The sequence below is a fragment of the Olegusella massiliensis genome (assembly GCF_900078545.1).
GTDB lineage: Bacteria > Actinomycetota > Coriobacteriia > Coriobacteriales > Atopobiaceae > Olegusella > Olegusella massiliensis.
In genome coordinates this window covers 835,705-855,869 of record NZ_FLLS01000002.1, presented here as the reverse complement: position 1 = coordinate 855,869, position 20,165 = coordinate 835,705, and the positions used below count along the sequence as shown (strand labels likewise).

The 20,165-nt window shown below is 44.1% G+C and carries 20 protein-coding genes; 9 read left to right on the top strand and 11 right to left on the bottom strand.

The window, feature by feature from the left end; translation table 11 throughout:
- Position 1: 1 nt before the first annotated feature.
- On the top strand, positions 2 to 997 hold the full coding sequence (locus tag BN4314_RS04105) for a helix-turn-helix transcriptional regulator (RefSeq protein WP_068539925.1): 996 nt from the start codon (positions 2 to 4) through the stop codon (positions 995 to 997).
- Positions 997 to 1,944 carry a helix-turn-helix transcriptional regulator gene (locus tag BN4314_RS04100; RefSeq protein ID WP_068539924.1) on the top strand — a complete coding sequence of 316 codons (948 nt, stop codon included), beginning with the start codon at positions 997 to 999 and terminating at the stop codon, positions 1,942 to 1,944. Before BN4314_RS04105 ends, BN4314_RS04100 begins: the two co-directional genes overlap by 1 nt.
- On the opposite strand, the gene BN4314_RS04095 is transcribed toward BN4314_RS04100, so the two are convergent.
- Both BN4314_RS04095 and BN4314_RS04090 read right to left on the bottom strand, forming a co-directional pair.
- The gene (locus tag BN4314_RS04095; protein ID WP_068539923.1) at positions 1,929 to 4,871 is read right to left on the bottom strand and encodes a helicase C-terminal domain-containing protein; all 2,943 of its coding nucleotides are present in this window, start codon (positions 4,869 to 4,871) and stop codon (positions 1,929 to 1,931) included. The two genes, BN4314_RS04100 and BN4314_RS04095, sit on opposite strands and share 16 nt — an antisense overlap.
- A gap of 38 nt (positions 4,872 to 4,909) precedes the next feature.
- Complete coding sequence (locus tag BN4314_RS04090) at positions 4,910 to 5,893, bottom strand: D-alanine--D-alanine ligase (protein WP_068539922.1); 984 nt, start codon at positions 5,891 to 5,893, stop codon at positions 4,910 to 4,912.
- A 146-nt stretch (positions 5,894 to 6,039) separates the two neighbouring features.
- Here BN4314_RS04090 and rlmN point away from each other — a divergent pair, with 146 nt between their 5' ends.
- Positions 6,040 to 7,080: a 23S rRNA (adenine(2503)-C(2))-methyltransferase RlmN gene (rlmN, locus tag BN4314_RS04085; protein WP_068539921.1), complete on the top strand. Its 1,041-nt coding sequence runs from the start codon at positions 6,040 to 6,042 to the stop codon at positions 7,078 to 7,080.
- Positions 7,081 to 7,134: 54 nt separating this feature from the next.
- On the opposite strand, the gene BN4314_RS04080 is transcribed toward rlmN, so the two are convergent.
- The 9 genes from BN4314_RS04080 to rpmH form a co-directional block, all read right to left on the bottom strand.
- Complete coding sequence (locus BN4314_RS04080) at positions 7,135 to 7,377, bottom strand: hypothetical protein (protein ID WP_068539920.1); 243 nt, start codon at positions 7,375 to 7,377, stop codon at positions 7,135 to 7,137.
- Positions 7,364 to 8,245, bottom strand: a complete 882-nt coding sequence (locus tag BN4314_RS04075) for a ParB/RepB/Spo0J family partition protein (protein ID WP_232309714.1) — start codon at positions 8,243 to 8,245, stop codon at positions 7,364 to 7,366. Before BN4314_RS04075 ends, BN4314_RS04080 begins: the two co-directional genes overlap by 14 nt.
- Positions 8,238 to 9,038: a ParA family protein gene (locus tag BN4314_RS04070; protein ID WP_021734769.1), complete on the bottom strand. Its 801-nt coding sequence runs from the start codon at positions 9,036 to 9,038 to the stop codon at positions 8,238 to 8,240. The genes BN4314_RS04075 and BN4314_RS04070 overlap by 8 nt, the downstream gene beginning before the upstream one ends.
- Before the next feature lie 130 nt (positions 9,039 to 9,168).
- The gene (rsmG, locus tag BN4314_RS04065) at positions 9,169 to 9,903 is read right to left on the bottom strand and encodes a 16S rRNA (guanine(527)-N(7))-methyltransferase RsmG (RefSeq protein WP_068539916.1); all 735 of its coding nucleotides are present in this window, start codon (positions 9,901 to 9,903) and stop codon (positions 9,169 to 9,171) included.
- Positions 9,904 to 10,048: 145 nt separating this feature from the next.
- Positions 10,049 to 10,612 carry a Jag family protein gene (locus tag BN4314_RS04060; protein WP_068539915.1) on the bottom strand — a complete coding sequence of 188 codons (564 nt, stop codon included), beginning with the start codon at positions 10,610 to 10,612 and terminating at the stop codon, positions 10,049 to 10,051.
- A gap of 85 nt (positions 10,613 to 10,697) precedes the next feature.
- Positions 10,698 to 11,477: a YidC/Oxa1 family membrane protein insertase gene (locus BN4314_RS04055; RefSeq protein WP_325062665.1), complete on the bottom strand. Its 780-nt coding sequence runs from the start codon at positions 11,475 to 11,477 to the stop codon at positions 10,698 to 10,700.
- A gap of 3 nt (positions 11,478 to 11,480) precedes the next feature.
- Positions 11,481 to 11,690: a membrane protein insertion efficiency factor YidD gene (gene yidD / locus BN4314_RS04050; protein WP_021734589.1), complete on the bottom strand. Its 210-nt coding sequence runs from the start codon at positions 11,688 to 11,690 to the stop codon at positions 11,481 to 11,483.
- Between the two features lie 12 nt (positions 11,691 to 11,702).
- Positions 11,703 to 12,023 (bottom strand): ribonuclease P protein component, encoded by a 321-nt coding sequence (gene rnpA, locus BN4314_RS04045; RefSeq protein WP_068539914.1) that lies wholly within the window; start codon positions 12,021 to 12,023, stop codon positions 11,703 to 11,705.
- A 6-nt stretch (positions 12,024 to 12,029) separates the two neighbouring features.
- Complete coding sequence (gene rpmH, locus BN4314_RS04040; RefSeq protein ID WP_021625248.1) at positions 12,030 to 12,164, bottom strand: 50S ribosomal protein L34; 135 nt, start codon at positions 12,162 to 12,164, stop codon at positions 12,030 to 12,032.
- Between the two features lie 350 nt (positions 12,165 to 12,514).
- On the opposite strand from rpmH, the gene BN4314_RS04035 reads away from it, so the two are divergent.
- The 6 genes from BN4314_RS04035 to gyrB all read left to right on the top strand — a co-directional run bounded on the left by BN4314_RS04035 (position 12,515) and on the right by gyrB (position 20,117).
- Positions 12,515 to 13,402 carry an ATP-binding protein gene (locus BN4314_RS04035; protein WP_035097570.1) on the top strand — a complete coding sequence of 296 codons (888 nt, stop codon included), beginning with the start codon at positions 12,515 to 12,517 and terminating at the stop codon, positions 13,400 to 13,402.
- 59 nt (positions 13,403 to 13,461) lie between these two features.
- Positions 13,462 to 14,955 carry a DnaA ATPase domain-containing protein gene (locus BN4314_RS04030; RefSeq protein ID WP_068539912.1) on the top strand — a complete coding sequence of 498 codons (1,494 nt, stop codon included), beginning with the start codon at positions 13,462 to 13,464 and terminating at the stop codon, positions 14,953 to 14,955.
- A gap of 248 nt (positions 14,956 to 15,203) precedes the next feature.
- On the top strand, positions 15,204 to 16,301 hold the full coding sequence (gene dnaN / locus BN4314_RS04025; protein WP_068539910.1) for a DNA polymerase III subunit beta: 1,098 nt from the start codon (positions 15,204 to 15,206) through the stop codon (positions 16,299 to 16,301).
- Between the two features lie 9 nt (positions 16,302 to 16,310).
- Complete coding sequence (gene recF, locus BN4314_RS04020; RefSeq protein WP_021734545.1) at positions 16,311 to 17,423, top strand: DNA replication/repair protein RecF; 1,113 nt, start codon at positions 16,311 to 16,313, stop codon at positions 17,421 to 17,423.
- Positions 17,407 to 17,946, top strand: a complete 540-nt coding sequence (locus BN4314_RS04015; protein ID WP_068539908.1) for a hypothetical protein — start codon at positions 17,407 to 17,409, stop codon at positions 17,944 to 17,946. Before recF ends, BN4314_RS04015 begins: the two co-directional genes overlap by 17 nt.
- A 209-nt stretch (positions 17,947 to 18,155) precedes the next feature.
- Positions 18,156 to 20,117, top strand: coding sequence for a DNA topoisomerase (ATP-hydrolyzing) subunit B (gene gyrB, locus BN4314_RS04010; protein WP_068539906.1), 1,962 nt, complete (start codon positions 18,156 to 18,158; stop codon positions 20,115 to 20,117).
- The last annotated feature ends 48 nt before the right edge of the window (positions 20,118 to 20,165 follow it).

Genomic DNA, 20,165 nt, shown 5'->3' with positions numbered 1-20,165 from the left:
TATGAAGAAAGTTGATGATAGTCAAAAGCAGGACGAGCAAAACGTCTCGTATGAACTAAGTGCGGATGAGGAGCTGGCACGGCGCCTGCTCTCGCTTGTTCTTGCTTTTTCCAATGCGACGTCCCCTCTCAGCTCCGCTTATGTGCAAAAAGAGTATTACCCAACACTTTCGACTGAAAGTTTTAGACGACAGTTTCATAGGGATCGCGAGCGTCTGCTTGCATGTGGGCTACTGCTCCACGAGGCTAAAAAGGGTTGGTGGGTTGCAGATGAAACTTCATTTGCAACAGAAGTCAGCTTGTATCCGGATGAACTATTGGCTCTGGATTTAACGTTGTCACAGCTCACTGATGATTCAGAGTTTCCTCAAAGCAACGATCTCCGGTATGCGTTAGCAAAGATAGACTCGGATTATTCGAAATTTTCTGTAGCTCGTTTTTCTTTTACTGCTGCCAAGCAAAACAAGCAGCTCAATATACTTTTGCATGCCGCAACTCAACGTCATCCAGTTCAGGTGAGCTATGTATCAGCTTTAGGTGAAAAAACTGAACGTCTTCTTGCAATTTATGGCGAATTTGGCTTGCGGGGTCATGTCTATTTTGTAGCCGCTGACCTCGATGAAGACTTAACACCAACCGAAGCACAACCACATACCTTCCGGGATGATCGTTTTTTAAAGGTTCGTGAGCTACGTAGTAAAACGTATGACATCCCTCGCGACTTTAATATAGTCAAATGGCGCAAACTCCCCTTTCAAATTGGCAACAAAAGCTTTGAGGTCCAGCTGCTCCTTGGGCCTGGTGCGGGAGAAGAGGCATTGCACGCTGCTCAAAACTACGGAACATACACCTCCACTGAACGAGGCCTTGTCTGGACGATAGATGCAGCTGACCTTGAGGCAGCAGCGCGCTGGAGTATAGCCGAGGGCCTTATCCCTCAACAGCCCTCCGAACTCGTATCCTGTTGGAAAGCACTACTTGAGGAGGCGCTCGCATAATGGCTTCTGTACAACACCAAGGAGCCTTGGAACAAACTCGCTCACTGGTAGCGCTTGCAGGAGCGCTAAAAAACCATGGCGACAGTCTCAATGCTCAAGTAGTTGCTTCACGCTTGGGGCTATCAATTGCACAAGTTCAGGGGCTTTTTAAACTGCTCATGTTGGCTGGTGGAGAGAACTCTCAAACGATACTTCCCCTTGTCAGCACCAAAGCAGGAGAAGTTGAGCTTTTTAGTCCTCTGTCTGGTGCGGTCCATGGCCGTCCTTTACGTCTCACTCAGCATGAGGCACACGCGTTAGATGCTGCTTTTGAACTTATTGGGCTTAGTGAGCAAGATTTTATACGTAAAGAAATTACTGAGGCTTTCTACCCTCAAGCGATTACCCAAACAAGCAGCGCTCCTACAACAATCTACCTGAAAGATGATCTATCTGAGCGTCTTGACGCTATTTCTGAGGCCATCGTTGCTCAGGTTGCCTTGGAATTTAACTACCGAGCAGTACATGGTTCTACCATCACAGATAATACGCGCCGCGTTGGCCCGCTTGCCTTGCGTTATAACCAACAACGTTGGTACCTTGATGCGTTTGACTTAGATAGAGCAGCTCAACGCTCGTTTAGAGTTGACCGAATGAGTATGCCGGTCACTACTGAAGGCAGCTGGAACAAAAAATTTATTCCTACAACTACACCTCAACAGGTTGAACTCGTCTTTACCGACCAGACCTGTCTCAACCTGTTTACCTGGCCAGGACTCAAGATTAAGTCTCGTCGTGGATCGCGAATAAGAGCAAGTATTCCTTGGTATAAAAATTCAAATTGGCTTCCCCGAAGGCTTCTTGCCTGCAAAAAGCAGGTTAAGACAGATAATGCCCAGCTCAACGCTGCGATGAGACATTGTGCTAAAGAACTGCTTGCGCAAGCAAACTCTCAGTTGTCCTCATGAGTTTTGCACCATGTTTTAATAAAGCGTCCCACATTGTCAGTCGAAAGCTGTTGCACGTTATGAGAAGGCAAAGAGTTTATAAATTGCTTGCCATAACGCTTACTCACAAGGCGCGAGTCCGCTAATACCAGCACTCCTGTATCACTCTTTGTACGTATAAGTCGTCCTGCCGCTTGCTTGACGGTCAACACTGCTTCGGGAAGAGAGTGTCGCCACCAACTGCGTTCTTCTCGAAGGTCACGCTCTTGCACTAATGGGTCGCGTGGATTGGCAAAAGGTAATTTAGGGATAACGACACAACGCAAAGTGTCTCCCGCCGCATCAAACCCCTCCCAAAAGGACCTGAGGGCAAGTAATGATTGCTGCTTATTGGCAAGGAAGTTATCCCGTAAAAGCCTGGCTGAAGTTCCTCGCTCTTGGCAGCGCAAATCCAAACCCTCAGACGCCAAACGGGGTTTGAGTTTGTCAAAAACAGCCTCCATATCGCGACGATTGGTAAAAAGGGTAAGTGTCGAACCACGCATGGCTATGTGGACATCAAAAAGCAAATCACAAAGACGGTCGATATAGCCGAGATCGTTTGGTGCGGGCATGTCTTGTGCTACCACAACAGCCATGTTGCGATCAAAATCAAAGCTTGAGTGCATTTGGACATTGTGATGAGCGGTTTTGGGAATACAATCGAGCCCTACTGAACAATCAAAATGCTCAAAAGAAGAGCCGATGGTCATTGTTGCAGAAGTAAAGCTCACGGAGCTCATCTCGGGTAGCCATCTCGTTGCTAAATCTGCACCGATATCAAGTTTTTCTGCACGTAGACGCTCGGTTCCTGCATCACGCTTACGACTAGGCAGATCGGCAGAATAGACATAGCTGGTATCTGTCCCCGCCAAAATGAGCTTGAGCGTTTCAAACAACTCGGGAATAAAGCGCACTGCCTCAGCAAGTTCAGCTCCTGCCTTAGCGTCGGATGCTATTAGTGCATCTACAGTTGCTTTTGCTGCACGCGTGCATTCGTCAAGCGTGTCGATGGCTATAGTGCCTGTCGCATCAATCTCTTTCCAAAGCTTACCCGCGCGGAGTTTTTCATCAATCCAAACGTTTGTGCGCTCATACATACTTTCGGTAGAATTTCCCGAACGGCTCAGCGCGCCGACTGCCTCAAAAAGTGCCGATATCGTTACTGCACAACGAGCTGCGATGGCTGACAGTTTTGTAAGCAGGCGAATAGACAAAGCGGGGTCTTCGATTTGTCCCGCCTTGGCCAATAAGGCTTTGATAACCCCTGTACGTGAGCTGCCCAACAATTCAAACGAAGTACGTATCTCCTCGTAAGAGGCTTCCTTTGCCCATTGCTTACGGGCTTCATCTACAAAACCGTGTGCCTCATCAATAACCCAGTGGCGAATAGGAGGTAAAATATGCCCTTCTGCCTCTACGTCACGCAACAACAACGAATGATTAGTTACCACGATATCTGCCGCCGCAGCACGACGCCGAGCGCCAAAAACAAAACACTCGTGGGGGTAGTATGGACAGCGATTGCGCAAACAACGCGATGAGCTCGTTGTAAGCATTTGCCGTGGAACAAGACGCCAGCGTATACCAAGAGAGTCCAGGTCTCCTTCAGGAGATTGACAAGAGTAGCTATAGGTCACTGCAAGCGCTGTCAGCATCTCTGAAGCGCTTGTCTGCGTAGATTTGTTAGCTTGAACAACGGCATCTACGGGCAAATTACCTCCTGTAGCTCGCTCAAGACACAACAAACAAGGATAGTGTTCGTAACCTTTGAGGCTTGTGTAGTTCAAACCATTGGGTAAAGCCTTTGCAAGAGCTGGTAGTTCGTGAGAAATCAGCTGGTCGGTAAGGGCGTTTGTTTTGGTAGCAACACCCATGCTGATATGGTTACGCTGTGCAAAAAGTGCTTCAGGCAAGAGATAGGCAATGGACTTACCTACACCTGTACCAGCCTCAATGGCTCGGTGAGTAGAGCTTGACAGAGCTGCTGCCAGCTCTTTTGCCATAATTATTTGCTCGGGTCGCTGCTCATAGCTGTCATACATCCGTGGCACAATACCATCTTTAGTAAAGGCAGCCTCTACCTCGCCCTCATTAAGAGGATGCAGCTCGAGCAGCTCTGCTGCATCTTCATGTAGCTGCATATACTCACTATCAAGCAAATCCATGCGTGCAGTTTTAAGATGAAAGGAGGACTGTTCCTGCTCAAGGGCTAGGTGCCTTACGATTGGTCTGTATTGCCAATCCACCTCTTCATGCATGTCTGCAAAAAGCGCTAAGAGGCCTTTTGGTAAATCACATAATGCCAAAAGCAAGATACGCCAAAGCCCACAAAGAGCATCAACATCGTCGGTTGCCCTATGCGTTACCGCATCACAACCAAATATTTTTGCCATTTCTTGTAAACGATGCGACTTGAGACGTGGCAGTGCAATTCTTGATAACGCAAGCGTATCAATCCAGTTATTACTTACCTGATAGCCGCCTTGAACCTTCTCGATAAAGGTTCGGTCAAAAACGGCATTGTGTGCCAGCACAGGCTGCCCCGCAACAAAGCGCGCGAGCTCTGCTACTGCTTGTTTTGCATGAGGAGCATCAGCAACATCAGCCGCTGTGATATGTGTAAGCTTAACAATTTCAGGTGGGATGGGCTTTTTGGGATGCACAAAGGTATCAAAGCGCTCTACTATCTCACGCCCCGAGATGCGTGCGGCAGAAATCTGGATAAGCTCACAATCACGAAAAGACAACCCTGTTGTCTCAGTATCGAGTACAACCATATCCTCTTCGAGCAGACCAAAGCTTGCCTTTTTGGCGCGCGTTTCAAGACTAAGGTATTTCTGTGCGATACGCTCAGGGGTACCTGGGATTAACAGGTCTCGCACACGCTCTTCGTGGGGTTGTGGCACTCTATGCTCCAGCTCTATTACAAGTTTTGGTATCTTGCTTACGCTTGCGCTCTGCTTGTCATATCTGCGTGCGCCTCAAAGGCTAACTCAACAAAGTAGCGGCACAAATCCGGAAATTCAATTCCGCCATGACGTGCGGAATCAGGCAGAAGACTCGTCTGTGTCATACCAGGAATTGTATTGGTCTCAAGGATGACTGGGGTGCCATCTGCACGCACAATAAAGTCACTACGCGACGCACCTAGACAACCGAGCGCTTTATGAGCAGCAACGGCCAACTCTTGAGCACGTGCGTAGACAGCAGCTTCAAGACGAGCAGGAATCACATGGTGCATTGAGGATGGCTCATATTTGACTTTGAGATCATAAAATTCAGCACCGGTGACGATTTCGACTACAGGCAGCGCACGAGCTTGAGCATTGCCAATGACAGGCACGGTAATCTCTATACCTTCGATGCATTGCTCAACCAATACGCGATCGCCTTGTTTGCCAGCAAGCTCAATAGCTGCAGCAAGCTGGTTGGCGGCTGTGACGCGAGTTATGCCGTAGCTCGAACCATTTGCTGCTGGTTTGACAAAAAGTGGCAAGCCCAGCTTTTCTACCAGCTGATTTAGTTGTTCTTCTGTGGGAATGAGCTTATGTGCAAGAGCTACACCTTCGGGGCAAGGGATATGGGCTGAGCGATATACGTCTTTTGCCATGTCTTTCTCGGTACCTACTGCAGATGCAAGCACACCTGAGAAGGTATAAGGCATATGAAGAATCTCTAACAACCCCTGAATGCAGCCATCCTCGCCAAAATGACCATGCATAGCAATGAACGCAACGTCAAAACCACCGCGTGATAGACGCTCTACGAAGCCATCTTCAGCAACATCCAACAGTTCAACCCGGGCAAAGCCTGCTTGTTGCAAAGCCTGTGCACAAGCACGACCCGAATCAAGAGAAATCTCTCGTTCGTCTGACCAGCCACCAGCAAGAACTGCTACTCGACTATCCAAAACATCTCTCTTATCCATGAAGATAACTCCTCATATACCCTCACGCTACCCAGCTTGCATTAGACTGCCATCGTACGCAAGCGCTGCGGACGGGCAGTTAATGTTAGAGCATACTCCTGTCAAGCCAGCGACCGGTGCCAAGCGAAGCTGTGAGGCAAGAAAACATGCAAGACCCCATAACAAAGACGAATATTCGTTCCTTAGACCATAGTGAGTTGCAGAAATTACTTACAGACCTAGGTCAACCTTCTTTTCGAGTAAAACAAATTGAAGAGTGGCTTTGGGAGAAAAACGCTCATGATTTTGATGAAATGACCAACCTGCCAAAGACTTTACGCGAGGCGTTGAAAGAGCGTTGCACTCTTGGCGGTGTTTCTGTGATAGCGCGTCAGCTTTCCGGTGATGGTAGCCGTAAATATCTACTACGTTTTTCCGACGGAGTCTCCGTCGAGTGTGTAGGCATGCCTTCTCGCGGCCGTCTTACTGTTTGTGCTTCTACACAGGCGGGCTGTGGTATGGGTTGCGCCTTTTGTGCAACAGGAGCAGCAGGCCTTACGCGCTCCTTGAGCTCATCTGAGATTTATGAGCAGGTTATGCATGTTCGCGATGATTTTGGCAGCCGCGTCACCAGTGTAGTTATGATGGGCCAGGGTGAACCGTTTGCAAACTACGACGCAACCCTTGCTGCTTTACGCAAGCTTAACTCCCCTGATGGTGCTGGTATAGGAGCGCGTCATTTAACGGTATCTACCTGCGGAATTATTCCCAACATTATCAGGTTTTCTAAAGAGCCTGAGCAGTTTACCTTGGCTGTTTCCCTACACTCTGCAGTCCAAAGTACGCGCAACATGTTGATGCCTCATGTAAAACGATACTCACTTCTGCGTCTCTATGATGCTATGGGTGAGTATGTTGACCGCACTGGTCGCCGTCCTACCTATGAGTACGCTCTTATTAAGGGCATTAACGATAGCGATGGTGAATTAGGTGCGCTTTGCGATTTTTGTCGCGATAATCTAGCACACGTCAATATTATTCAACTCAATGCAGTTAAGGGTTCTCGTTTTGCTCCTGTATCCGAGGCTCGTGCGCAAGAATTTGTTCGTGCTCTCAACAAGGTTGGTGTTGAAGCGACTATCCGTAATTCCAGAGGTGCTGATATTGATGCAGCATGTGGACAACTACGTCAAAATTACGATAAATAACGGTCTGTAGAGAGTCACTCCATAGACCGTTAATACAAACATATGTTCTGTTATTTAGAACCCGAGCTTTTCCCATTGAGCTTGGGTTCTTTTTATATTTTCAGGATCTGATTCCTCGACGACAATTCCCTGTCGCTCTTCTATTGAGTTTTTTATTTCCGCAAGGCTCTCAGCTACTGTTTTCGCTGTTTTTTTTGCCTGCTCTTTTGCTTCAGGTGTTAGGAGCAACTGATAAGCAGCAAATGTAGATGCTCCAAAAATAACTAGGGTCCAAATTCTCAGTTTAGTTTTCCTCATGATTCTCCCCCACCATGGCACTGCGACTTAGCTGTTCTACAATACGCGCCAGATCATCCTCGGAGGCAAACTCTATCTCAATCTTATTTTTATTTCGAACACGCTTTACTTTAACGCTCATATCAAGTGCTAATCGTAATTGGCGCGCTGCACGTTTAAAAGATTGGGGTGTCGGTTGGCGATGCACAACGTTTGCTTCAGTATTGCCGGAAAAAAGCGGTGCAAGTCTTTCTGTCTGACGGACCGTCAAATTATCTTTTATGATTTTTTCAGCAAGCCTAATCCTGCCATCTTCATTAGGAACTGCAAGAATTGCACGAGCATGCCCTGCGGTTAACGATCCTTCTGCCATCATGTCCTGTACTTCTTTTGGTAAATCAAGAAGACGCAAGGTATTAGCAATGGCAGAACGTGATTTAGAAAGGATGTTTCCTAATTCTTCTTGTGTTAATCCATCTTTATCTATAAGTTTCCGATATCCCTGCGCTTCTTCCATAGGGTTTAAATCAGAGCGCTGTAAATTTTCGATGAGTGCTAATTTAAATACCTCATCATCGCTAATTTCGCGGATAACTACAGGTAGGTCTTTAAGACCGATGCGTTTTGCAGCCTGATAACGGCGTTCACCAGCAACGATCTCATAGTAAGTTCCTTTTTTACGTACTAAAAGCGGCTGTAAAATACCATTTTTTTCAATCGAATCGGCGAGCTCCTGCAATGCAGATTCATCAAAGTTCTTTCTTGGTTGATTCTTATTGGGTTTTATATCTTTTAATGGGAGTTCAGTTGTAGGAATAGTACCAACTTCTGCATTTGCTTCTCCCATAAGTGATTCTAAACCTCTACCGAGTCCTGACTTTCTAGCCACGGCGCACCACCTCTCGTGCCAATTTTGAATATGCAAGGGAACCAGTGCTCAGATGAGCATACATAGATACGGGAAGTCCATGACTAGGGGCTTCGGAAAGCTTAACGTTTCGCGGAATAATGGTTTTGAATACTTTATTCCCGAAATATTTTCGTACCTCTTCAACTACCTGATTGGAAAGGGTTGTTCGGCGGTCATACATCGTCATTACAACACCAAAAACATCGAGATTGGGATTAAGACGATTTTTTACCATCTTCATCGACTCGAGAAGCTTTGTAACACCCTCAAGTGCGTAAAACTCGCACTGAATAGGTATGAGTAATGAATCACAAGCAACTAATGCATTGATGGTTAACAAACCAAGTGAAGGAGGACAATCGATAAACACGTAATCAAACTCATCTTTTATCTCAGAAAGTATCATTTTGAGAATAGATTCACGTGCAATAGCTGAAACAAGTTCGATTTCAGCACCAGCGAGTTGAATTGTTGAGGGAATGAGAAACACTTTTGGCTCAACTGTATCGTGTATAAGCTTTTCAATAGGGAAATCTTGTAAAAGTGCGTCATAAATATCTTCTGTAAGGTCATCTTTTTCAATACCATAGCCGCTCGTGGTATTTCCTTGAGGATCTAGGTCAAGAAGTAATACTTTTTTTCCTTGTTCCCCAAGAGACGCTGCTAGATTGACTGCAGTTGTGGATTTTCCCACGCCGCCTTTTTGGTTGATAATCGCTAGGACCTTGGCGGCTCTATCAGGAAAAGCTCTTTTTACATCTTTAAAAGGCACCTTTCCTCCTTTAATCTGTATTTAGTGCTCGTTTAAAGTAATACTGTTTCACGTGAAACATATTTCTCTCACTATAGTAATAGATACCTGAACTTTTTTGTTTAATTGTTTCACGTGAAACGTTTACTTTTTATTCTTTTGGACATAAAGGATGATGTTGAGCAACTCCCACGTTTCTTGGTAATTTTATTTTTGCTTTTCCTGTCTTTTGATAGATAAAAATACTACGAAATCCTGCATTATGTGGAAGTGCAAGTGTTTCACGTGAAACATACGTCATCCCACATAGATCGGCTGCATAGAGTGATGCCTTGCATTCCTCTTCAGAGGGTACCGCTTTCATAACAACAAGATAGCCAGATGAAGAAAGTAAGGGCGAAGCGTATTCAATAAGGGTGCTGAGCTGAGATACTGCCCGGGCTAAAATGAAATTAAAACTTTGTGGCTGTATTTTTGCCAATTCCTCAGCACGTATTGCCTGAGCAGAACAATTATTCAGTTCGAGCTTATCAATAAAGTGTTGTACTTCTTTGATTTTTTTTGCTGTGGAATCAATGAGCATAAACTGGGATTCCGTGCAGATAGAAAGAGGAATACCAGGAAAACCAGCTCCCGTACCAATATCTAAACAATGAGATTTTTTAGCTAATCCTAGCTTTTGGAGTGTGGTTAGGGATGTTAAAGAATCCAAAATGTGCTTATCAATACCATCCTGCCAGCCCACTATACGTGTGAGATTTACAAACTGATTTCTCTCAATAACGCACTCAAGATGTTTCAGGAGCTTTTTAGCTTCCTCATTACTCAACTCTATCTCATACTGTTGTGCCTCTTGTATAAGCGTTTGAATATCCTGCTCTGTCATTTGAAACCTCATATCTCATGACAAAAATCTGTACAACAAGGATTATTGTCAAAACATCAAATCGTTTGTAAATAAAATTATTGTGCCACAAAAAAAGACCCTTCCAAAAGAAGGGTCTTTTTTTACTTGTATGTATGTACTGGATTTATATCCCGTTTTTTACATAGGTAACAACTACATGGCGATCAAAATCGTCACCTTCAGAATGAGTAGCAATCTCAGAATCGGCAACAAGCGCAAGATGTATGATACGACGCTCATACGCAGACATAGGAGGTAGAGAGGCGCGTCCATGCTGACGCTTAGCACGAGCGGCAGCATTATGAGCAAGAGATTGCAGTTTTGCACGACGGCGAGACTTATAGCCCTCGATATCAACAACTACGGGATAATGAAAATGCAAAATATTGCTGAGGTATGCGGTAAGCAGGGATTGTAGGGCTTCAAGCGTCCTACCATGACGCCCAATCAATACTGCCAGGTCGCCACCGCTGACATCTAGAATTAGCTCACCTTCAGCACCTTCATATTCATCAATGGCAATATGGTCTTCACCAAAGAAAGAAAGAAGACTGCGCACATATGAAACTGCGATATCGGCAATAGTATCTAGATCAGACTCAGTTAGAGCACTTCCGCTTTCATAATGCTCTTTAAGACTTGCATACTGATCAACAGTATCTGAGCTCTGCACAAGTTCTTCTTCCATTGAATCCTCCTGCAAAAACCCAGGATAAAAACCTGGATTAACAGCAATCTATACTTAAAAATAAAAACGCATATACGAGAAATTACTAAGATTTTTTATGTTGACGGGGTTTGTATTCGCGGCGTACAACTGAGATATTATTTTGAATACCTTGGGCTTCGAGTTTTGCTTGCATGTCTGCTTTAACCTGATCCATTACTCGCTGCATCACGAGTTTCTGCTGGATAACTTGCCAAATAGCAGATGTGTCATAGTACAAAATAACTGCAGCAGGCAGACCCCAACCAACCCATACCATCATGAGTGCCATACCAACCCCCATGATGATCATCTGATTGCGTTGTTCTTCGGGAGTATTACCCGCATTCATCAACATCGGTACAAGTGTTAGTACACCAAAAAGTAGTACTAAAAAGATATAGATAGCTGCAGCCGAAGAACCGCCCGAGGCTAAGGTGGAAGCTGCAGACGCAGAAAGCGACGGCAAAATACTTAAGAAGTGAGCTGTCTTAGGTACCTGTCTCGCTACCGTAAATAAAGCAAAAAATACCGGCATCTGCAAAAGAATAGGAAGGCAGCCTCCAAGCGGATTAAACTTGTTGTCGGCATAAAACTTCTGCATTTCCTTTGCCTGGCGCTCGGGGTCATCAGCATAACGCTCCTGAATATCCTTCATGAGCGGCTGGAGAGCTTGCATCTTTGCAGAAGATGCGGTCGATTTGGTCATCAGTGGTACCAAAATAATACGAATAATGACCGTTAAGACGATTACTGCAATACCCCAGTCACCAGTAAGTCCGGCAAGTGAGTCTAAGATTTGGTATAAAAATCTAACGAACCAATCCCACATATTTCCTCCGAGCATCGCTTAGGGCACAGGATCAAATCCACCTTTATAAAAGGGGTTACAACGAAGAATACGCCGCAGTGCAAGCCATCCGCCTTTGAGAACTCCATAACGTTCAATAGCAACCATCGCATATTCAGAGCAGCTTGGGCTATATATACATGCATCTGGAAGAAGGGGAGAGATAAAACGCCTATAAAAACCAATGATAAAAAGAAATGCTCTTTTCATTGTGGGTATCCCCTATATTCCAGACTTACGAAGTAGACCCGTGAGCTCGTGAGATATATCTGCAGGATGAGAATCGGCAGTAGCGTCAGTAGCAAATAGAATTACTCTAGCACCTGCGCGAGGCAGGCCACAAAGCCTTGCTGCTTCTCGTAATACACGTTTACATCTATTGCGATGAACAGCGTTTCCTAGCCGTTTTGCTGCAACAAAGGCGACCTTAGATGGGTCGCCTTCATCTCCTTTTAAGACGGTAATTCTCACAAGTCTGCCAGTATAACGACGACCTGAAGAAAACACCGTACTAAATTCCTGCTTGGATTTGATGGTATCCATCAGTAATTAGACAGTGAGCTTCTTGCGTCCCTTGAGACGACGACGAGCAAGTACGGCACGGCCACCCTTAGTAGCCATACGAGCACGAAAACCATGAGTCTTGGCGCGCTTGCGCTTGTTGGGCTGATACGTACGCTTCATGATGTTCCTTCCAAGGCCAAGCGGCCAAATCGACAAAACTAAATGAGCTTTCAAATTGTAGGGTCTACCTGCACGTGTGTCAAACAAACCACAAGTATTCCTTGCATTACGCACTTCTTTTCAAGAAAAATTTTTTTATGCCCTGCAAGAAAAGTTCCAAATACGTGCTAAAAGGTGAAAATTTATCTGCAAAATGATATGATTTTTCAGCACTTATTACTTTTATTACAAGAGGTTATCAACAGAGTTTCTTAATTGATGAAAACTTTCTTTCATATTTTTTCTTGAATGAAACTTTTCAACCATGGAAGAAAAAATGTTGATTATTACCTATAAGGATTGGAGAGCATATGTCACACGCGTTCTACCCATTCGTGGAGAACGTGGAGTCTTCTGCGAATCCATCCCAGCAAAACCTTGAAGAAAAAGATGTATTGAGTTTTTCTGAAGTACATTTTCCTGCACGAATAGCCGTATATGACGATGCAGCAGCAGCACCACGTGTAGTGATTATTGAACCTGCCGATGTACGTGTCTATCTTGAAGAGATAACAAAAGAGGTGACACAGCTTTCCCATCAACAAGGTGGCAGTATCCCGTTTATGGTTATACGTGAAGTTGTTGAAAACCTTATTCATGCTTACTTCATTGAACCTGCAATCTCTATTTTGCCTGGTGGTAATACCATTCGCTTTTCTGATCAGGGGCCTGGCATTAAAGAAAAAGAAAGGGCTATGGAGTACGGCACCACATCAGCTACTGATGAGATGAAAAAATATATTCGTGGTGTTGGTTCCGGCTTGCCTTATGTTCAACAATATCTCTTGGATAAAGGTGGTTCTCTTCTTATAGAAGATAATATGGGCCGTGGCACTATAGTTACCATCTCTATGGGTACTGCTATCAGTAAAGAAGATCTTTCTCGCCCACAACCGCGCCAAGTACCAATGCCAATAAATCCTAACCATACACAAGCGTATGTTCAGGACGTTGCACCAGACAGTACATCCCCTCGTCCTCGTATCTCGGATCGAGGACAACTCATCTTGACATATCTTAAAACTCATGAAAGCGTCGGTCCTACTGATTTGGTAAACGCTTATGGTCGTTCAGTATCTACCTGGTCGCGCGAATTACAAACCCTTGATGAAAGTGGTTTGACCTATAAACAGCGAGGTGGACAAAAACGACTATTAACTGCAACAGCTCACCGACTTCTCAACAATTTTGAGGGTTAACCGTCCTTTTTAGCCTATACTAGCGGTACTTTTCAACAAATTTTTTAGACAGGGGACCCATGAGTGAGGAAAAAATGACTGATGCTGAGGCATTATGGGCTGATGTCATTACGCTCCTTAAAGAGCGTGATATGAATGCAGCCACTCTTGCTATGTTACGCAGTTGCACCCCAGCAGATCTCACTGAAGACTCTCTTATCATCGAAACTGAGCTTTCTTTTGCACGCCGCAAAATCGAGCGTGAACAACCACTAATTGAAGAATGCTTAAGTGCTGCTGCTTTTCAACCTTTAACACTCACTGTACGTTTGGGTCACAATAATTCGCAACAAAGTTCTGCTCTTAATCTTTCTGAGTCTCAATCGGAACCTACTGTTATTCTTATCACCTCAAACCAACCCGAATATGTTCCGGATATGGCAAATCAAAAAACACGACCAAGTAATTTCTTGGCGGAGGACATACCTGAAACTGATTCAAAACTCACCTTCGATCGTTTTGTCGCTGGCGAAGAAAATATTTTGGCATTTGAGGCGGCAAAACAAGTCGCAAATGGCATTAATAAGAGCTATAACCCTCTTTTTATTTACGGGAAGAGCGGCTTAGGAAAAACTCACTTACTCCGTGCGATCCAAAATTATATTGCTGCTAATGATTCCACGCGACTTTGCGTTTATCGCTCAGCATCACAGTTTGTTGAAGATTATCGCACTTCAATGAATGATCCTTCTGCGCCCCCTCGATCTGCTTTGGCGCGTAGTTATCAAGACGTCGATGTGTTGATTATTGACGATATTCAAAATATGCAGACCGCTGCAGGCACTATTAGATTTTTCTTTGAAACCTTTAATGCATTGGTAAGCCACGGTAAGCAAATTGTATTAGCAGCTGACCGCAGCCCCTCGCAATTAGGTATGGGTGAAAGTAAATTTGACGAGCGCGACACGAGCCGTATGGATTCAGGTGTCACTGTATCTATTCAGGTGCCAGATTATGAGCTCAAATTAAACCTCGTTAACGCGTTTTATGAGAGTATGCGCTCAGATGCGTCTGAAGAACATATTCAGGGGATGGATGGAACAATCTCTGAAGACCTTCGTCGTTTAATGGCTGATCGTGCTGGAACTTCTATTCGACTCATTAAAGGTTTCGTACAGTCGCTTCTTATGCTTGCACATCAAAAAGAGAGTCGTGGGGGAGCGCTCAGTCGTGAAGATGTTATTCGTGCCTCTCAACAAAAATGGCCGACAGGGCAAAAGATTGTCACCGTCAGTCACATTCAAAAAGCTGTGGAAAACTATTACGATATTTCTCACGAAGATTTAGTTGGTTCAAAGCGAAATAAAGAGTTGATGGAACCACGGCATGTAGCTATTTGGCTCACAAGGGAGATGACAGACAACACGCTTGCAGATATTGGCAAGAAATTTGGCAATCGCACTCATGCAACTGTTAAACACTCCATAGCGTGGGTTGAAGATATAAAAACAAAAGATCGCCTTTTCCATGACCGTGTTGACTCACTTCAAAATGACATTAGCGACAAGGCATAAAAGCTCATAAAGGCGGTTTGTAAAAAACTACGTTAAAGGAAGGTTTGAAGAAGTAAAAAATTTCCCTCATTTTTACTACAGGGTATTTTTTTGTTGATGATGAAGAAAGATTGTAAGGATTTGTAACTAAAAAAATTAGCTTTGTACTGGTAGTTTGTAAGGTTTTCTACTTTTCTACAGGCATTACTAATTCTATTAGTTTTTATTTATATAGATATATATAAGTACTCAGGTGTGGGAGGTTTGACATGAGGTTCTCGGTTAGTCAGTCTGCATTAGATGTAGCTCTCTCAGTAGTTTCAAAAGGCTTAGCGACAAATTCAACTCTTCCTATACTTGTGGGAATATATCTTAAAGCTGATGAAGGCACCTTAACTCTTCAGACAACGGATCTTACTATTTCAATACGTCATAATATTCCGGCTAATGTTGAAGAACCAGGAGAAACGGTTGTTTCAGGAAAAATGCTCGCGAGCATTGTGAAAAATCTTCCCGATGCAGCGGTAAATTTTGAAGCAACACCTCATGGTTTGACTATCAGTTGTAATCGTTCAAATTTTAATCTTTATGCGCTTGAGCCTGCAGATTTTCCGGAATTTCCTGAATTTGAACTTCAAAAGTCTCTTGAGTTGCCCAGTGATACCTTGGGGCAAATGGTTAACAAAGTCTATCGTGTGGCTTCAAGAGATACGTCTCGTGCAATCTTGCAAGGTATTCAACTCACCGTTGATAACAACACTATTCGTTTGGTAGCTACTGACTCATATCGTTTGGCGGTTTGTGATACTCACACCGAAACAGGTGAAGAAAAATTTTCTGCAATCGTTCCTGGAGCTACCTTCCATGAGGTATTAAGTTTACCCTCGATGACTGATAAGTTGATGATTGGCACTACTGAAAATCAAGTAGTTTTTATTTTTGGCGATACTACCTTTATTTCTCGTAGAATTGAGGGTAATTTTCCCAACTATAAACAGTTAATCTCATCGTCTTGTACCACCAAACTTAAACTTTCAACTCAACGCCTCAATGCAGCTCTTCGAAGGGTATCAGTTGTTGCTCTTACTAATCCTTCTGTGCGCTTTGACGTCGATGTTGCCGCAGGTATTTTACAATTGACTGCATCTACGCCTGATCAAGGTGAAGCTCATGAGACCCTTCCTATTGAAGCTGAAGGAGAAGATGTTGCTATAGCCCTGAATCATCGCTTTATTTCTGATTGCGTGAGTGCGGTAGGTGATGATGATGCCTTATCTTTAGAGCTTGAAGGGTCCATGCGTCCTGGTGTCTTTAAGAGTTATGGCACTATTAACTACCTCTATCTCTTGATGCCTGTCAGACTCTAAGGGATACGCGTGGGACTCAAGGTACATAGGTTAAAACTGCAAGACTGGCGTAGTTTTAAAGAAAAAGAGTTTATTTTCTCTCCTGGGGTAACGGTTCTTGTGGGACCGAATGCCGTAGGAAAAACCAACACTATTGAGGCCTTACAGCTGCTCACAGCGGGATATTCTTTTCGTAAACCTACGCCTGCGCAATTAATTAAACAAGATACGGACAGTGCACAAATTGCTGCAGAGCTTACAGGAGATGGACGCCTTATCGATGTAGTGTGTCAGGTCAAAGGAAATAGGCGGAGTTTTTTTACTAACAATAAGACTTGTAAAGCAGGAGATATGCCCCGCTCTCTTATGTCTATTCTTTTTAATCCTGACGATTTATCTTTAGTCAAAGGCTCTGCTCGATTACGCCGTGATGAATTGGATGATTTCGGTAAGCAAGCAGCAGTAGGATATGCCAATTTATTGAGTGCCTATCAACGTACAGTTGAGCAGAGAAATCGCCTCCTCAAAGATACATATCCAAATTTTTCGCTTTTAGAAGCTTGGGATGCTTCACTTGCCCTTGGTGGTGCATCCCTTCTTTATGCGCGGCTCCGCATGTTTCAACGTCTTTGTAAGAAAATGATTCCTATCTACCAAAAAATATCTGATGGAGAAGAACTCAGTTGTCACTATATTTCTTCACTTTCCCAAAATGACGATAATGACGTGAAAGTGGAAGAGTTGACAAAAAACGAACTTGTGGACAAGCTCACGCGTGCGCTTCAACAATCACGAGAAGATGATCTTCGGCGTCAACAGACACTTATTGGTCCTCATCGTGATGATGTATTGTTTGAAATAAGTGGACGCTCAGCACGTAACTTTGGATCACAAGGTCAACAACGTTCGGTCGTACTTGCGTGGAAAATGGCTGAAGTGGAAGTGGCAAAAGAGATCGTCGGATCGACACCCCTTTTACTTCTTGATGATGTGATGAGTGAACTCGATGAAACGCGCCGTCTAGCGGTGGTGAACTTTGTTAAAAAGGATATTCAAACAGTAGTAACGACGACGAATCTGGGATATTTTAGCGACGAGTTACTTGAGCAAGCGGAGGTTATTCATTTTGAGCCCCAACTATGAAGAATATGCTCGTCTTGAAGATCCACAGTTTCAACCTACCGAAGTTAGTCATCTCCTTGAGCAAGTACTCGGTACGAGTGTATTTTCTCGTGCAAATCAGTTGAAGAGAGCGACTCAGGCTTGGAATGAAGCAAACGGTGACCGTGAACGTGCTCATACAAAAGCAGTATTTTTAGCCCCACCCCGTGCTCATGGATGTACACCAAGACTCGTCGTATATGTTGACTCAAATGTTTTGCTTGCGGATTTCAAAACTAATACTGAACTTTATCTGGCGCGCCTCGCTAATTGGGGATTTGAAGTCTCTCATATAGATTTTCGTCTTTCAAGAGCAGCAGGAAGAGCTTCGGCGGAAACTGAATTTTTTCGAGAGAATAAGAGTGTGTATAGTGATAAATCAGCTAGTAAACCTACTTCTTCTGAGCTTGCATATGTAGAAGAAGCGACATCTGAGGTTCCTCCTGAGTTAAAAGAACAAGTACAGCAAGCAATGCTTGCCTTCCTGATAAAAAATAGAACATAATGAGTGAGCTGTTAGCTAGATTTAGGATAGATATTGCCCATTTATGATATTTTACCCTTACAAAATAATTACACGGCAGTATTGAGTATCTGAGTGCCTAAAAGAACTATGTAAAAGTAGAAATAAGTATATTTTCTTTCCAGCCTGAAAGAAAATATACAGTAATGGAGTAAAATAAAAGGGATGTTTCGACCCTGGAAGGGGGACTTGTGCCCACGAGCAAAAAAAACGATACCACTAACAACTACGAAGCAACAGACATCAAAATTCTTGAAGGTCTTGAAGCTGTTCGCAAGCGTCCGGGTATGTATATTGGTACGACAAGTTCAGCTGGCCTTCATCATCTCGTCTGGGAGATTGTTGATAACGCTGTAGACGAGGCGATGGCTGGTTTTTGTAATAAAATTAAAGTTACCATTCATCCCGATAATTCAATTTCGGTTGAAGATAACGGCCGTGGTATCCCTGTCGCCAATCATCCCAAAAAACGTATGCCAACTCTTGAGGTCGTTCTGACTATTTTGCATGCAGGCGGCAAATTTGATAACAACGCCTATAAAGTTTCCGGTGGCTTGCATGGTGTAGGTATATCTGTTGTCAATGCTCTTTCCAAGCGCCTTGTTGCACAGGTTAAGCGCGATGGTGGCATCTTTGAGATGGAATTTTCTCGTGGTAAAACCACCAAAAAGATGGAAAAAATAGCTAAGTCCAAAGCCACAGGTACCACTATTACTTTTTGGCCCGATGACATGATTTTTGAGACGACAACGTATGATTTTGACACCTTGCGTGATCGTCTCCAAGAAACGGCTTTTTTAAATAAAAATCTTAAAATTATTTTGATAGATGAGCGTGAATTAACGCCGCGTACTGTTGAATTCTGCTATGCCGGCGGCATTGTAGACTTTGTTAAATATCTCAATAACGAGCAAAAAGTCCTTGAAAGATGTGCAACTCCTATTTATATCGAGGGTACATCTGACCCGGATGCCCCCTTTAGTCAAAAAGGCGAGGTAGAAGTTGCAATTCAGTGGAATCAAGGTTATTCTGAGCACGTGATGAGTTTTGCAAATGACATTTTTACTGAAGAGGGTGGTATGCATCTTGAGGGCTTTAGAACTGCTCTCACTAAGGTAGTAAATGACTATGCTCGTTCTCATAAACTACTTAAAGATAAAGATCCCAACCTCCAAGGTAACGACCTTCGCGAAGGCTTAACGGCTATTATTTCAGTTAAACTTCCCGACCCACAGTTTGAAGGTCAAACCAAGGCAAAGCTTGGTAGTTCTTACATGCGCACCCTGACCAACAGGGTAGTCTCTCAAGGCATGACCGACTATCTTGAAGAACATCCAAATCAAGCAAAAGAAATCTTTAAAAAAGCCAGTTCGGCGGCTAAAGGTCGTATGGCTGCTCAAAAGGCACGGCAAGCAACACGTCGTAAAGGACTGCTTGAAAGCGCAAGTCTTCCCGGTAAACTTGCCGACTGTTCTGTGCGTGATGCTGAGATGACAGAACTTTTCATTGTTGAGGGTGACTCTGCAGGAGGCTCTGCCAAATCGGCACGTGATCGCTCCATTCAAGCAGTTCTTCCTCTGCGCGGAAAGATTTTGAACGTTGAACGCGTACAAGAGCATCGTGCACTGAGCTCTGAGACAATTCAGTCTTTGATTACTGCCATTGGTACAGGTGTACCCCCCGAGTTTGATGTTTCTAAGGCGCGTTACCACAAGATTGTCATCATGACAGACGCTGATGTTGACGGTGCACATATTCGTATTTTGCTGCTTACCTTCTTCTATCGCTTTATGCGACCTATGATTGATGCGGGTTATATCTATGTTGCTCAGCCGCCTCTCTACCAGCTAAAACCTAAGGGTAAAAAGCACGGAAAGTATATTTATACGGATGAGGAATTAGCACTTGAAGCCAGTAAGTTTGAGGACGCGAGCAAATATACAGTTCAGCGTTACAAGGGCTTAGGTGAGATGGATCCCGAGCAACTTTGGACAACCACTATGGATCCCAAAAACCGTATTTTGCTTAAGGTAACTATTGAAGATGGCATGGCAGCCGAGCGTGCAGTTGCTGATCTTATGGGCACACAAGTAGAAAAGCGTAAGGACTTTATCCAGACGCATGCAAAGGACGTCAGGTTCCTCGACATCTAATGCACGAATCGTTGATAGAACTTAAGCATCCATACACGTCTGATAGAA